Annotated in this window: 9 protein-coding genes; 3 read left to right on the top strand and 6 right to left on the bottom strand. The window is 59.7% G+C overall.

The genetic code is table 11. From position 1 onward, the window contains the following. The first annotated feature begins 14 nt into the window (after nt 1-14). Together RYB09_RS13690 and tspO are read left to right on the top strand one after the other, a co-directional pair. Nucleotides 15-1,610: a gamma-glutamyltransferase family protein gene (locus tag RYB09_RS13690; protein WP_316888906.1), complete on the top strand. Its 1,596-nt coding sequence runs from the start codon at nt 15-17 to the stop codon at nt 1,608-1,610. Between the two features lie 164 nt (nt 1,611-1,774). After that, nucleotides 1,775-2,215: a tryptophan-rich sensory protein TspO gene (gene tspO, locus RYB09_RS13695; RefSeq protein WP_005777309.1), complete on the top strand. Its 441-nt coding sequence runs from the start codon at nt 1,775-1,777 to the stop codon at nt 2,213-2,215. A gap of 41 nt (nt 2,216-2,256) precedes the next feature. Here the strand turns inward: tspO and RYB09_RS13700 are convergent, their stop codons facing one another. The 5 genes from RYB09_RS13700 to RYB09_RS13720 form a co-directional block, all read right to left on the bottom strand. Next, entirely contained in the window at nt 2,257-3,435 is a 1,179-nt protein-coding gene (locus tag RYB09_RS13700; protein WP_316888908.1) for a DUF2252 domain-containing protein, read from the bottom strand. Between the two features lie 233 nt (nt 3,436-3,668). Next, on the bottom strand, nt 3,669-5,297 hold the full coding sequence (locus RYB09_RS13705) for a methyl-accepting chemotaxis protein (RefSeq protein WP_316888911.1): 1,629 nt from the start codon (nt 5,295-5,297) through the stop codon (nt 3,669-3,671). 391 nt (nt 5,298-5,688) lie between these two features. Next, entirely contained in the window at nt 5,689-8,721 is a 3,033-nt protein-coding gene (locus RYB09_RS13710) for an efflux RND transporter permease subunit (protein ID WP_316888913.1), read from the bottom strand. Beyond that, complete coding sequence (locus RYB09_RS13715; RefSeq protein ID WP_316888915.1) at nt 8,718-9,830, bottom strand: efflux RND transporter periplasmic adaptor subunit; 1,113 nt, start codon at nt 9,828-9,830, stop codon at nt 8,718-8,720. Before RYB09_RS13715 ends, RYB09_RS13710 begins: the two co-directional genes overlap by 4 nt. After that, nucleotides 9,827-11,257, bottom strand: coding sequence for an efflux transporter outer membrane subunit (locus RYB09_RS13720; RefSeq protein ID WP_058402954.1), 1,431 nt, complete (start codon nt 11,255-11,257; stop codon nt 9,827-9,829). The genes RYB09_RS13715 and RYB09_RS13720 overlap by 4 nt, the downstream gene beginning before the upstream one ends. 276 nt (nt 11,258-11,533) lie before the next feature. On the opposite strand from RYB09_RS13720, the gene RYB09_RS13725 reads away from it, so the two are divergent. Further along, on the top strand, nt 11,534-12,868 hold the full coding sequence (locus RYB09_RS13725; RefSeq protein ID WP_058402955.1) for a diaminobutyrate--2-oxoglutarate transaminase family protein: 1,335 nt from the start codon (nt 11,534-11,536) through the stop codon (nt 12,866-12,868). 152 nt (nt 12,869-13,020) lie between these two features. Here the strand turns inward: RYB09_RS13725 and RYB09_RS13730 are convergent, their stop codons facing one another. Next, on the bottom strand, nt 13,021-14,982 hold the full coding sequence (locus RYB09_RS13730; RefSeq protein WP_058402956.1) for a MacB family efflux pump subunit: 1,962 nt from the start codon (nt 14,980-14,982) through the stop codon (nt 13,021-13,023). Nucleotide 14,983 lies beyond the last annotated feature (1 nt).

The following is a 14,983-nucleotide window of genomic DNA, read 5'->3' on the forward strand; positions in this document are numbered from 1 at the left end:
CAAGAGAAACGCTTATGTTCGATGATCTGGATTACAGCCAACCTTACGCTTCGGCGCGCTCGCCGGTAATGGGCAACAACATGGTCGCCTGCTCTCAGCCATTGGCCGCTCAGGCCGGGCTGGACATGCTGCGCCGTGGCGGTAATGCGGTCGACGCCGCTATCGCCGCAGCCATGGTGCTGACCGTGGTAGAGCCCACTGGTTGCGGGATTGGCAGCGACGCCTTCGCCATCGTCTGGGACGGCAGCACGCTGCAAGGCTTGAACGCTTCCGGCCGCGCGCCACAGGCCTGGACGCCTGAGTATTTCGAAGGCCATAGTCAGATGCCACAACGCGGCTGGCCTGCTGTCAGCGTACCGGGGGCAGTGTCGGCCTGGGTGGCGCTGTCCGAGCGTTACGGCAAGCTGCCCTTCGCTACCCTGGCTGAACCGGCGATTGGCTATGCCCGCGATGGTTATCAGGTAACGCCGATTATCGCCGAGCTGTGGAAACGCGGCTCGCACCTGCTCAAGGATCAACCGGGCTTTGCCGAATGCTTCATGCCGGGGGGCAAAGCCCCCTTGGCCGGAGAAAAAATCCAGCTCAAGGACCACGCTCGCACGCTGGAACTGATCGCCCGGACCAAAGGCGAAGCGTTCTATCGCGGCGAACTGGCGCAAACAATCATCGCCCATGCCAACGCCAATGGCAGCGTGATGAGTCTCGACGACCTGGCGACGCACACTGTGGACTGGATCGACACGCTGTCGGTGCCATACGCAGGAGCTGTGGTGCATGAACTCCCGCCGAATGGCCAGGGCATCGCCACCCTCGCCGGCCTGACCATGCTTGAAGCGCTGGGCGTCGGCGAGCACCCGGTGGACAGTCTTGAAACGGTTCACCCGGTGCTGGAAGCAATGAAACTGGCCTTGGCGGACCTCGACGAACATGTCGCCGACAGCGAGCACATGCGCGTCCCTTCAGCGGATTTACTGAGTAAGGCCTACCTGATGGAGCGCGCGGGACTGGTCACTGATCAGGCCGCCAATCCCGGGCACGGCTCGCCGAAACCGGGCGGCACGGTGTACCTGTCAGCGGCGGATGAAAGCGGCATGATGATCTCGTTCATCCAGTCCAACTACATGGGTTTCGGCTCGGGTGTCGTTGTACCCGGCACCGGCATCAGCATGCAGAACCGTGGCGCAGGCTTTTCCCTGGACCCGCAGCACGTTAATTATGTTGCACCGCGCAAGCGTCCGTTTCACACCATCATCCCTGGCTTTGTCATGAACGCCGACGGCACACCGCTGATGTCATTCGGGCTGATGGGCGGCCCGATGCAGGCGCAGGGCCACTTGCAGATGATGATGCGCATCCTGCGCTACAAGCAAAACCCGCAAGCTGCTGCCGATGCGCCGCGCTGGAGGATCGAAACCGGCCTGAAAGTCGCGGTGGAGCGTGCGTTTGACCCTGACGTGGTGAAAGCACTGCGCGCCAAAGGTCACGACATTGATGTCGAAGAGCCAAGCGGCGTATTTGCCTTCGGCGGTGCGCAGATTATCCAGCGCACGGCGCATGGCTATGTGGGCGCGACAGATCCCAGGAAGGATGGAGTGGTCGCGGCTTATTGACCAAACGCAGCGGTTAGGCCAGCGCAGCAGGGCATTGACTGTTCAATCAGCTTCGCTGGCCTCACCTTGCCACTCAAAAGATCGGACCTTTCCAGCGCGCAGGCGTCCAAGCTTGAGATCGCCACTCATCTCACGCCCTATAGCGTTTCGACCCAGGAAAAACCATGACCTTTTTGATCTTCCTTCTAGCCTGCAGCGCCGCCGCAGCAACCGGCATCATCTTTAAACCAGGAGCATGGTACGAATCCCTTCAGAAACCGAGCTTCACCCCGCCAAACTGGGCATTTCCGGTAGCGTGGACCGTGATCTACCTGCTCCTCGCCTGGGCAGGGTATCGCCTGACGCTGCTCCCCGGCAGCCAGATCGTGCTTGCCCTGTGGGCCGCTCAGATTGCACTGAATACTTTGTGGACACCGGTATTTTTTGGTGCGAACCGCATTGTCGCTGCGATGGTGATTCTTGCTTTGCTGTGGATTGTTGTCGCCACAATGATCGTAATGGCCTTGCAGCTGGACATCATTACTGGGCTGATTTTGTTTCCCTATCTGGTGTGGCTCTCGGTGGCAGCGGCGCTGAACTTTTCCATTCTGCGCCACAATAGATAATCGTCCCGGCTTTGCCGTCTATTGGCTCTGCGGCGAAACCGCTACAGCGCGTAACGGCGGCAATGCTCAAGGTAGCCTTGCTCGTGACTACCGACCAGTTGAACGACGCTCGACCATAGCCAGGAGGGAGCGTCCAGGGTATCGGATCGATTGCTTTGCAGGTCCCTGATCCACGCCGCACGTGTGGCCAGATCCATCTGTCTGGCGTGGGCTTTACCCACAACTTTGGCGAGATAAGCTGCGGCCTGCATGGCCTCCTGCTCAGTGAGCTCATCAAGTTCCAGCTTCATGTCCTGAGGAAGTAGCTCACGGATGAAGAACGAATGATCCAGCATTCGCACGGCAACCATTCGGCTACCCAGACCGGGCGACAGGTTCCGAGCGCCCTCCACCACCCGTTTGCCATTGTCTCTGGGCATGCGCGCCCTCGCAGTACGTGGGGCCGCCGCGGCGACGGCTTCCTTGACGTCGAGCAGGCAGAACTCTTCATCTTCTTCATCGCCAACACCCATCAGCACCGCGTAGCGAAGCAGCCCCAGAGAGCTGCAGCCTTTTACCCAGTAGGCGGAGTCGAGTAGACGCACTCGGTCATCCTGGGACCTGCCTTTAAGCGATGTCACCAGTGCATGAATCTCCGGCGTCTCACAAAGCGCCTTGATTGCATCGCGTTCCGCACGTGACAGTTGCCAGAAATGTTTGCCCAGCGGAATGGTCGGTTGCGTACCTTCGAAACGCTCCTTTGCCAGATGCTTCCACGTGCGTTGTACCGCGCTGCGCATCCCCGCTTTCACTTGCGCAGGACGATCCGGCTCTTCATCTTCGTTGCCGATAAAAGCCTCTTCGTAGCCCTGCATCATCTCTTCCAGCATTCTTGCCGTGGTAACGCCGGGCAGGTCCGAGCCACGAGCAGCCGTCGCCAACGACAGCCCCAGCCTCACCAAGTCATGGGCCGGATTACCGATGACGGCTTGATCGAGGTCGCGGATATGCATATCGATGCGCCCTCTCGAATCCCCTGTGGGCCCCAGATTACCGGCATGGCAATCCCCGCAGATCCAGACCGGCGGACCGCTGGGCAGACGCCTGCCCGACTGACTGTGAAGCCACTCATAGAACTGCGCGGTATTGCCGCGAACGAACGCGTGCGCAGACCGCGCCATTTTCAGGTTGCGCAGGTTGATGAGGGATTTGAGACGTGTGTCGGGACGAGGCGTTTTCATCGGAAAACCTTGAAGAGGGTTATTCCATTGACTCGTCATGTGACAGGAATGTTTCAAGATATTTCATATCTGATCGCTGTTTGTCTTCAGCGTTTAAGCCAGACTCAAATTACCTCAAGCGCTTTGCCCCCCCCAAACTGGCGAGGTCAATCCGTAGAAAGGACAAGAACAAGGTATGCAACATGTATTCCCGGTCCAGACGACCAGACCGGAAATACACCTGCACAAGCCCGTTAAAGCTTGAACTGCGCAACCATGGTGTTGAACGAAGTCGCCAGCCGTGACAGTTCCTGACTGGACGCGCTCGTCTGATTGGCGCCTGCTGCCGACTGCGCGCTGAGCTCCTGAATATTGACCAGGTTGCGATCCACTTCGCGTGCGACCTGAGCCTGCTCTTCGGACGCCGAGGCAATCACCATGTTGCGCTCGTTGATCGTACCCACGCCAATGGTGATTTTTTCCAGTGCGCTGCCGGCGCGCTGAGCAAGTCCCTGGGTGTTGGTGGCCGTCGCCAGACTTTTGCTCATTGCCGCAACCGCACCGTCGGCACCGGACTGCACGGTCCCGATCATGCCTTCGATTTCCACAGTAGAAGCCTGGGTGCGGTGCGCAAGGGCGCGCACTTCGTCGGCTACCACGGCAAACCCTCTGCCCTGTTCACCGGCGCGTGCAGCTTCGATGGCGGCGTTCAGCGCGAGCAGGTTGGTTTGCTCGGCGATGCTGCGGATGACCTCAAGCACTTTACTGATATCCCGGACGTGGCCAGCGAGCGTAGTCACAGACCCCGTCGATTCGGTAATCTCGCTGACCATCGTACCGATGCCCTTGACGGTGTCATCGACCTGACCACGGCCGCTGGCGGCGTCGGTTGCCAGTGCTTTCGACTCCTCCGAGGTAGACACTGCATTGCGCGCTACCTCTTCAACCGCAGCCGTCATTTCGTTGACCGCCGTTGCAGCCTGTTGAATCTCGTCATTTTGTCGAGTAAGGCCGCGTGTGCTTTCTTCGGTGACCGCGCCAAGCTCTTCGGCAGCGGACGCAAGCTGATCGGACGCGCTGGAAATCTCCTGAATCGTCCGTTTCAAATTGCCCTGCATCGTGCCGATCGCATTGAGCAAGTGCCCTGCTTCATCGCCGCGAGTGCTGGAAACGCTCTGGGTCAAGTCACCCGATGCAATGCGTTGTGCAACGTCGATAGCGCTTCTCAGCGGTCCGGTAATCATGCGAGTGATCACAATACCCAACATAACCGCGACCACAAACGCGATGACAATACCCGCGCTCAACATGAATACCGAGGTGCTTTGTAACCTGTCAGCGGCCTCTGCACCCTCTTTGATCTGGCGCTTGTTGGAGTCGATCATGATCTGCAGGTAGCCGCGAGCCTTGTTGAACTCCCCGTCGGCCAGCGCGTTGAGGCGATTGCGCGCGTCTTCCAGTTTGCCTGCCTGCTGCAGGTCAAAGATGTTCTGCGAGGCGGAGGTGTAGGTTTGCATCAACGCGTCGAACTGGTCACCCGCTGCGCGTTCATCGTCCTCCAGCGGAGTGGCGCGGTAGACGGCATACACTTTCTGCATACGCTCCAGTTCGGCATTGATACTTTGGCGCATTTTCTCCGCCGTGGCCTTGTCCTTGGCATCGAGCAAACGGTAAAGCCCGCGGTTATGAGTGGTCAGGGCGGTCATCGTCTCGTTGGTGTTGGCCACTGAAACCAGGTTATTCGAGAACGTCAGCTCAAGGGCATCGGAAAGCCGGTTGATACCGAGCATACCCAAACCACCCACAGCCAAGGTGATCATGGCGCAAACGATGAACGCGGCCATGAGTTTTTTAGCGAAACTGGTGCGATTTATCAGGTTCATTGATTATCCATCATCGTTAAGTAAGGGGGCACTTCTGTCCGAGAGCCCTACTGCACTAGAGGCAAGTAGTTGAACGTGGGTTTTGCGCACTTTTGCGATAAGCGATTTTTCGGACTACAGAAGTAGTCATCCAATTTCTGTGCCAGAGCAGGACCTGCTTGTTCACTGCATCCTGACTTTTCGCGATCCCTGTCGTTATCGGCATGAACCGGATTTTATGAATAGACACTGCGGTGTTACTGGATAAAAAGATGGTGACTAAATAAAAAACGGGCACTGCTGCGCAGGGTTTGCCAAGTAGAACCCAGGGAGGAAAACGTCTCGGCATGCCAGGTATTCCAAGGCGTTGGCCCACGTCAGCGAGCCTGCGACGATAGCGGATTACACGGTTTTATCGAGGCCTGCGAAACCATCCTTTAAGTGTCTCGTGGCCATCATCGATGTAAGTAAAAATAACGGGCACTACCAACAGGCTTAGTACGGTCGAGGCCAATAGTCCGCCAATGACGACCACCGCCATCGGTTGGCGGAAGCCCGATTCTCCGCCCCATCCCAATGCTGTCGGCAACATGCCCGCACCCATTGCAATAGTGGTCATCAGAATTGGCCGGGCACGTTTGTGGCAGGCGTCGATCAACGCCTCATAACGGCTCACGGCTGGCTCACGACGAGCCATGATCGCGTACTCCACCAACAGGATCGAGTTCTTGGTCACGATCCCCATCAGCATCAGCAAACCGATGACCGATGCCATGGAAAAGCTCATCCCGCCTATCAACAGTGCCAACAGTGCGCCGCCGAGCGATAAAGGCAGTGCCGAGAGGATGGTCAGCGGCTGCATGAAATCATGGAACAGCAGCACCAGCACCGCGTAGATACAGAACACGCCGACGGCCATCGCCAGGCTGAAGTTGCCAAACAGCTCGCTCATCAACTGCAACTCGCCCTGCTCTACCAGTTTCACTTGTGCTGGCAGGTTCTGCATGACCGGCGCCTGCCTGGCCTGCTCCATCACTTCGCCCAGATTGCGCCCATTGAGCTCGATGGAAAGAGTGATATTGCGCAAGCGATCGATACGATTAATCTGCGCGGGGCCGCTGCCCATGCTGATTTCTCCCAAAGACGCCAGCGCGATCTGGCCATCACGCCCCGTGACCCGTAACTGAGCGAGACTTTGCAGGTCGGTGCGTACTTGCGGCTGCATACGCACCCGCACATTGACCTGGCGCTGGGACAGATTGATCTTGCCCAGGGACGAGCTGTATTCGCCGTAGGTGGCCATGCGCAGTGTGTCGGCGATGTCCTGGCTACTGACGCCAAGCTCTGCCGCGCGGACAACATCCGGGCGCATCTGGATTTCCGGCCTTTGCACCGCAGCACTGGAGGTGATGTTGCCGACGCCTTTTATCTGGCGCAGCTGTGGTTCAAGAGCGGCTGCGGTACGCTCCAGCAAATCACCATCATCGCTGGCGAGGACGATGTCCAGCCGCTCGCCGCTGGCGTCACCACCGACATTTACCCGCACACCGGGCAAACTGCGCAGACTTTCACGCATGCTCGCTTCCACCTGGGACTGTTTCAGTGTGCGCTGGTTACGTGGTAGCAGATCGACGGTCAGCGCCGCCTTGCGATCACCCGCACTGCCCGCATCGCCGCTGCCCGCCGCGATGAAAACGTGGGCCACTTCTGGAATCTCGCGTAAACGCTTCTCAGCCTGCAAGGCAATCTCGCCGGTCTGGGCCAAGCTGCTGCCGGGCGGCAACTCCAAGCTGACGGTGCTGCTGGCAATATCCTGCGCAGGCAAGAAGCTGGTCGGCAGCAAGGGAATAAGTGCCAGCGAGCCTATGAACAAGACACCGACAATGGCCATGGTGGTCTTGCGGCGGCTCAGGCTGGTGTGAATCCAGCTCAGGTAACGTCTCATCAAACCGCTGTCGTGCTCACCATGCGCGCGAGCCTTGAGAAAATACGCCGCCATCATTGGCGTCAACAAACGGGCGACCAACAACGAAAACATCAACGCAGCGCTGGCAGTCACACCGAACTGGCGAAACAGTTTGCCGGAAACCCCGCCCATGAAAGCGGTTGGCAGGAACACCGCGACCAGAGTCACAGTGGTCGCCAATACCGCAAGGCCGATCTCGTCGGACGCCTCAATCGCCGCCTGACGCGGGGTTTTGCCCATACGCAGGTGTCGCGCAATGTTTTCGACCTCAACAATTGCATCATCGACCAGAACGCCGATCACCAGGGCCAGCGCCAGCAGTGAAACTGTATTGAGGCTAAAACCGGCAAAATACATCACGCCAAATGTCGGGATGATCGACAAAGGCAGTGCTGTGGCCACGATAATCGTCGCCCGCCAGTCACGCAGGAACCACCAGACCACCAACACCGCCAGCAACATTCCTTCGTATAGCAGCATCATGGAGCCGCGATAGTTTTCCATCACCGGGTCGACGGCATTACTCGCTTCTTCAATACGCACATCAGGATGTTGCCTGGCGAACTCACTGACTGCCTGGCGCACATCCCTGGTCACTCCGATGTCGGAAAAACCCAGAGAGCGCATGACCTGAAAGCCAATTACCGGTTTGCCGTCGCGATACGCCAGGGTGGTGCGCTGGGCATGGGTATCACGCACGGTGGCCAACTGCTGCACGGCGAGCATTCGCCCTTCGCTGACGGGAATGCGGATAGCGCCCAGCGCCGCCGGGTCGTCAATGCCGCCGAGGACACGCAGCGCCTGCTGACCGCTGCCCAGATCGCCCTGACCGCCGGAATTGTCTTTCTGCATCGTCCGCAAACGATCCGCGATGTCCGTCACGCTCAAACCCAGACCAGCCATCAGCGCGGGATCAAGGTCCACCTGAACTTCGCGGTCCACACCGCCCACGCGGCCGATGTTCGCGACACCACGCACGGTCAGAAGCTTTTTGCTCAGCTCATTGTCGACAAACCAGGACAACGCTTCTTCGTCCATGCGTGGCGCATCGACCACATAGGTCAGCAACGCCGTGGTATTGGTGGTCAGGCGGGTTACCGATGGCGTGTCGAGGTTGGCTGGCAACTCGGCGGCAGCGCTGTCCACCGCATTGCGCACCTCGTTGAGCGCTTCATTGCCATCCTTGTCGATGTCGAATATCACATTGATGATGACGCTGCCTTCGGCAATTTGCGTGCTGACATGCTTGAGCAGGCGCAGCGAGGTCAGCTTGTCTTCGAGCTTGCGCGCGACTTCGGTTTCCAGTTGCTCGGGGGCGGCCCCTTCCAGTGAGGCACTGATGACCACTGCGGGCAGATCGGTGTCGGGAAAGTCCTGGATACCGAGACGATCGAATCCAAGGGCACCAAACAGGGTCAGCAGTAAAAACAGCATGACCGCCGGAACCGGGTAACGAATCGACAGCGCGGAGATATTCATTGCGTGCGCGCCTCGGCGTTGACCAGCGTCACGCTGGCCCCGTCGTTGAGAAAGGCCCCACCGCTACGGACGATCTGTGCCTGCTCTGTCAGACCTCCGAGGATTTCCAGCGCCGATCCACGCCGCCGCCCGACCTCTACGACTTGTTGGCTGACATGCATATCCTTGCCCAGCACGAACACATAAGAGCGTCCGTCACGCAGGATCACACTGGTATCCGGGACAGTCAGCGCTGCAGTGGATGGCAGTTCGATGCGACCGCTGGCGTACATGCCGGCGCGCGCCATCGACCCAGTGGGCAGGGAAACATAGACCAGCGCCCTGCTGGTCTTGCTGTCGAGTATTGGCGAGACCAGCCGCACGCGACCTTCGACCTGAATACCGCCTGGCAACGTCACGCGAGCGAGCTGTCCGACCTGCACACCTGGCAGTTGCTGTGCATCCAGTTCTGCCTGCCACTCGATGCGGCCATCCCGGATCATCCTGAACATTTCGCTGCCCGCCGACACCACATCGCCGAGCAAGGCCTTGCGCCCGGATATGACCCCGTCATCCACCGCGACAATGCGTGTCTGCGTGAGTTTGATCCGGATACTGCGCAGGTCGGCATTTGCCGAGGCCAGGTTGGCTTCAGCGGTCTGCACCTTGACCCGGTATTCTTCCAGTTGCTGCTCGGACAAGGCCCCGCTCTGTCCGACCAACGCCGCACGTCGCGCATTGGAGCGGGCTTCCTGCAATTGCGCCGTGGCCTGGGCTGCCGCTGACTTCTGCTTGTTTTCCTCGGCCAGCACGCTGTCATCGGCCAGGGTCGCCAAGACCTGGCCTTTCTTCACCTGATCGCCGATATCAGCCTTCAGGCTGGCGATCCGCAAGCTTCCGGTTTCGGCACTGATAACAGCTTCCTGCCACGGCGCGAGCGCACCGCTGGCCACCCGTTCCTGTGGCCATTCTTCGTGGCGCGGTTGAACCGCCTCGACGGTAAGGCTGGTTGACGGCGCAGCAGCAGCAGCAGCCGGGGTCGGGGTCGGCTCTGCACGGCCAAACAATAGCCAGCCTGAAACGCCCAACACCACCAGCGTCAACAGCCCATACATGCGTATCTTCGTCATACGCCGCCCCGCTTCGCTGTCTCACTGGCCAAACCTTCGCGACTGTCCTGCCATCCACCGCCCAGGGCCTTGTACAGGGCAATCCAGTAGCGCACTTGATTTTGTTGCACGGTGATCAGTTCGATTTGCGCCGAAAGGGCCGAGCGTCGCGCCACTTCGCGGTCCAGCAGGCTGGCGTTACCGGCCTGCCAGTTGCGGTCTGTGGCCTCGAACGACGCTTCATAACCGTCGCTGGCCCGCTGCGTACTGGCTTGCGAACGCCGCGCCGCGTCCAGACGCACCAGTGCCTGCTCGACTTCCATCACCGACGTGCGCAAGGTCTGCCGATAGGTCGCCAGCGCCGCGTCATAATCTGCCCGTGCCGAGTCCACTGCCGCCCGGCGCTTGCCTGCGTCGAACAGCGGAACACTCAGTTGCGGGCCGAGGCTCCAGTTACGGCTGAATACTCCAGTGGTGGTCCCCACCTCGAACGAGCCGATCAGACTCAGGCTGGGCAGACGATCCGCCTGAGCAGCGCCAATCTTCGCATTCGCTGCGGCCAGTTCACGTTCGCTGGACGCCAGGTCCGGGCGCTGGCGCACCAGGTCGGCGGGTATTTCCCGTACATCCAGCGACGCAGGCTGCGGCAGTCGCGCGGGGTTATGGCCGAGCACTTCCCGCACCTGCTCCTCGTCGCTACCGGTCAGGGCCACCAGGCTTTTGAGCAGCACGTCGCACTCGCTTTGTTGTTTGATGAGGGTCGCATTACTGGCCGCCGCACTGGCGTCGCTCAACGATGAATCAGCGGCTGCGGTAAACCCGGCCTGAAACGACACACGAGTCAGACGTGCGGTCTGTTCCTGGGATTGCGCCTGATCACGGTAAGCGTTCACCAGCATCTGGCAGCCGCGGTACTGCACGAAGTCATCACCGACCTCGGCCGCCAGCGACACACGAGCGTCATGCCAGTCATTGACACGTGCTTCGAGCAGATTGCGCGAAGCTTCGTCGGTGCGTCGTAATTTGCCGAACAGGTCCAATTCCCAGGACGCATCGAGGGTTGCCCCGGAAGTCGTACCGCTCTGGCGCGCCCCGCTCTGCCTGATGCCAGCGCGTGACTTGCTCGCGCCGCCGCTCACTTGTGGCAGCCTGTCGGCAAAGCTGCCGTCCAGCGTCGCGCGTGCCTGGGCGATGCGCGCCAGAGCCTGATCGAGAGACGGGCTGTCTGCTTGCGCCAGACGCAACAGGGTTGCCAGTGCAGGGTCATCGAACTGTTGCCACCAATCCTGCAGCCCCACCATCGACGCGTCATGGGGCAGCGGCGCATGCCACTTGCCGGCAACCGCCACCGCAGGTAACTGGTAGTCCGGCCCTAGCGTGCAGCCGCTGAGCAGTGACACCACAAACATCGACAACAGGAATCGGCCAGCAGGTTTGCCAATAGACATAAAGCTCTCGAAAATTCCGGAACAGTGGTGTCTGGAGAAAAGAAGCAACGGGGCAGGAATCCGGACGATCAGGAGCGTTGTCGCGAGGTTTCCTGCTGCGCCACAAATCCCTTTCGTAGCATGCATTTAACGCTGGAGGCCGCGGTATGTATGTCGTGGAATACGGGGACAGTCCCACGGCGATAAGTTGGCGATCGCCCTGAGGTTCTTACAGAATCGGGCCCTGCTCGAACCGAGTAGCAATGAATCCGTACCTGTGCCAACAAGGGATCGACTATGGAAGAGTTAAGTAATCTCAAGAAACTGGAGTCGAATGCGCGCACCTACGCAGCGACCTTCCAGCAGCTGTTTGTCAGTGGCAAGGGCATGCGGGTCAAGGACGCCAACGGCCAGGAGTACCTCGACTGCCTGTCGAACGCTGGCACGCTGGCACTGGGTCATAACCCTCCGGTGGTCCGCGAGGCGGTGATCGAATTCCTCAACAGTGATCATCTGCAGCAGGCCCTTGACCTGGCCACACCGGCCAAGCACGCCTTCGTCGAAGAGCTGTTCGCGACGTTGCCCGCCAGAATGCGCGACAACAGCAAAATTCTGTTCTGCGGCCCCAGCGGTTCTGACGCGGTCGAAGCCGCAATCAAGCTGGCCCGCCATTACACCCAGCGCTCGCCGCTGATGTCCTTTCACGGTGGTTATCACGGCATGACCGCTGGCGCATTGTCGGCAATGGGCAACCTCAACCCCAAGGCCGGGCTGCTGGCCCAGGGAACCCACTTCCTGCCCTTCCCCTATCGTTTCCGCTGCCCGTTCGGCACCGATGGCGAAAACACCGACCGCCTCTCCATCGAGTACATCCGCACGGTACTCAGCGACCCGGAAAGCGGTGTGTCCAAACCGGCTGCGGTGGTCGTCGAAGTGGTTCAGGGCGAAGGCGGCTGCATCGCGGCGTCGGCAGAATGGCTGCGCGCTGTGCGTGATATCACTCGCGAGTTGGGAATCCTGCTGATTGTCGACGAAGTACAAACCGGACTCGGACGTACCGGCAACCTGTTTGCTATCGAACATTCCGGGATAACGCCGGATATTCTGGTGCTGTCCAAGGCCATCGGTGGCGGCTACCCGATGTCAGTGATCGTCTATGCCGAGCACCTCGATACATGGGGCCCAGGCATGCACGCAGGGACGTTTCGTGGCAATCAGGTGGCGATGGTGGCCGGGGCTGCGACCATGTGTCATATCAAGGAGCACGATCTGGTCGGCAATGCCGTGCTGCGCGGTGAGCAGTTGCACAGCGGGCTGGAGAACATCGCTCGACAGTTCCCGTTTATCGGCGATGTCCGTGGCCGTGGCTTGATGCTCGGGGTAGAAATCGTCAAACCGGCTACAGGATCACGTCCAGGGGTTGGCGATGGCGCACGTGCGCGGGCGATCAAGCTGGAGTGCTTCAACAACGGCATGATCATCGAGACAGGTGGACGCAACAGCGCAGTCGTGCGCTTCCTGCCACCGTTGAATATCACCGAATCGGAAGTGGGCATGGTCCTCGACCGCTTCGAACAGGCCCTGAAGAGCAGCAGCGCAGCACGGGTTTCCAGCGTCAGCGCGGTAGGCTGAGTCCTCGCAACAGCCTGCTCGAGAGGCTGATACAGCCGACAGATAGCCGTGGGCTGCATCAGTCTCTCGTGAGCAGGATCCCTTCCACACTGCCCACGTCAGCGGGCCGTCGATATCGTCATGCAGAACATCCCTGTCCTGCAATCCTCTCGTCAATCCCGTGCCAGCGCCTCGATCGGATCGAGCTGTGCCGCGTTACGTGCCGGTACGAAGCCGAAAACGATGCCGATCAATGTCGAACAGATGAACGCAGTGACAATCGAGCCCACGGAGAACACCATCTGCCATTCCTTGACCAGCAGTGAAAACACATAGCCGATCACGAACGACAGGCCGATGCCGATGACCCCGCCAATCAGGCAAACCATCACCGCCTCCACCAGAAACTGCTGACGGATATCCGACTGGCGCGCCCCGACTGCCATGCGAATGCCGATCTCGCGCGTCCGCTCCGTGACCGACACCAGCATGATGTTCATCACCCCGATACCGCCGACCGCCAGCGAGATCACCGCAATCAATGACAGCAACAGGGCCAGCGACTGGCTGGTCTTCTGCACCGTTTGCATCACGCTGTCGAGGTTGTAGGTGAAGAAGTCCTTGGTCCCGTGACGCTTTTGCAGCAGTTTGTTGACGTTGTCCTCGACCACCTTGCTCGGCTGCCCGTCCTTGACCCGCACGGTGATGCCGTCCAGGTATGTCTGACCCAGCAGGCGGCCAGAGGCGGTTTCGTAGGGCATCCAGATATTCAGGTTCTTGCTGGTGTCGAAGATGTTTTTCTTGTTCTCGGTCACGCCGATTACTGTACAGGGCAGGTTGCCCACCAGGATCACCTGGCCCAGCGGGTCGACCTTGGGGCCGAATAGGCGAATCCGTGTGTTGTAATCGATCACCACCACTTGCGCTTGCCGCCTGGCGTCATCCTTGTTGAACCCCACCCCCAAGCCCATTTTGGTGCCACGCACCTGGAAGTAACTCGGGCTGACCCCGCTCACCGTCGCCGATACGTCGATGTTGCGGTAGCGCACCAGCAGGTTGCGGCCGATATTCGGTGTGGCGCTGTCGATGTAGTACTCACTGCTCAACGCCGCCACATCGGACAGCGCCAGGGTCTGGATATCCATGGACTTGGTGTCGCCAAAGTCACTGCCTGGGAACACCTCGATGGTGTTGCTGCCGATGGCCTCAATGTCCTTGAGCACATAGCGCTTGGCCCCTTCGCCGATCGCAACGATCGACACCACCGAGGTAATGCCGATGATGATCCCGAGCATGGTCAGCAGCGTGCGCATGCGGTGCGAGATCAGCGCCACCCAGGCCATGACGAAGGCCTCCTGGAACAGGCCGAGGTTGGCCATCAGCCGGTTGCCCTGCCTGGGTTTGGTGGGCAGGCGCTCGGTGGTTTTTTCGTTGATGATCGGGCGATCAGGGTTTACCCGGTCGGCGATGATCTCGCCGTCACGCATCTCGATGATGCGCTCGGCGTGCGCTGCAACCTTCTCATCGTGGGTCACCAGAATCACTGTGTGCCCGGCGCTGTTGAGCTCCAGGAGGATGTTCATCACCTCCTTGCCGCTGACGCTGTCGAGGGCCCCGGTAGGTTCGTCGGCCAGAATGATCTCGCCGCCGTTCATCAAGGCCCTGGCAATACTGACCCGCTGTTGCTGGCCGCCTGAAAGCTGGCTTGGCCGATGCTCCAGATGCCCGGGCAGGCCCAGCCGCTCAAGCAGCTTCTGCGCGCGCTCTACGCGCACGCCCTTGCCGGTGCCTGCGTAGATGGCAGGCATTTCGACATTCTGTATCGCTGGCAGGTGCGGCAACAGGTGATAACGTTGAAAAATGAAACCGAAGTGATCGCGGCGCAGCTCTGCCAGCTCATCATCGGTCAGCGTACCGGTTTCACGCCCGTCGACCTTGTAACTGCCGCTGTTGGCGTGATCCAGACAACCCAGCACGTTCATCAGCGTTGACTTGCCGGAACCCGATGCCCCGGTAATGGCAACCAGTTCGCCGGCATTGATCGTGAGGTTGATGTCATTAAGCGCGATGAAGTCCTTCTCGCCAGCGACAAAACGACGGGTTATCCCCTTGAGTTCCAGAAGAGCTCGACTCATG

The sequence above is a fragment of the Pseudomonas syringae group sp. J254-4 genome (genome assembly GCF_032586855.1).
Taxonomy (GTDB): Bacteria; Pseudomonadota; Gammaproteobacteria; order Pseudomonadales; family Pseudomonadaceae; genus Aquipseudomonas; species Aquipseudomonas amygdali.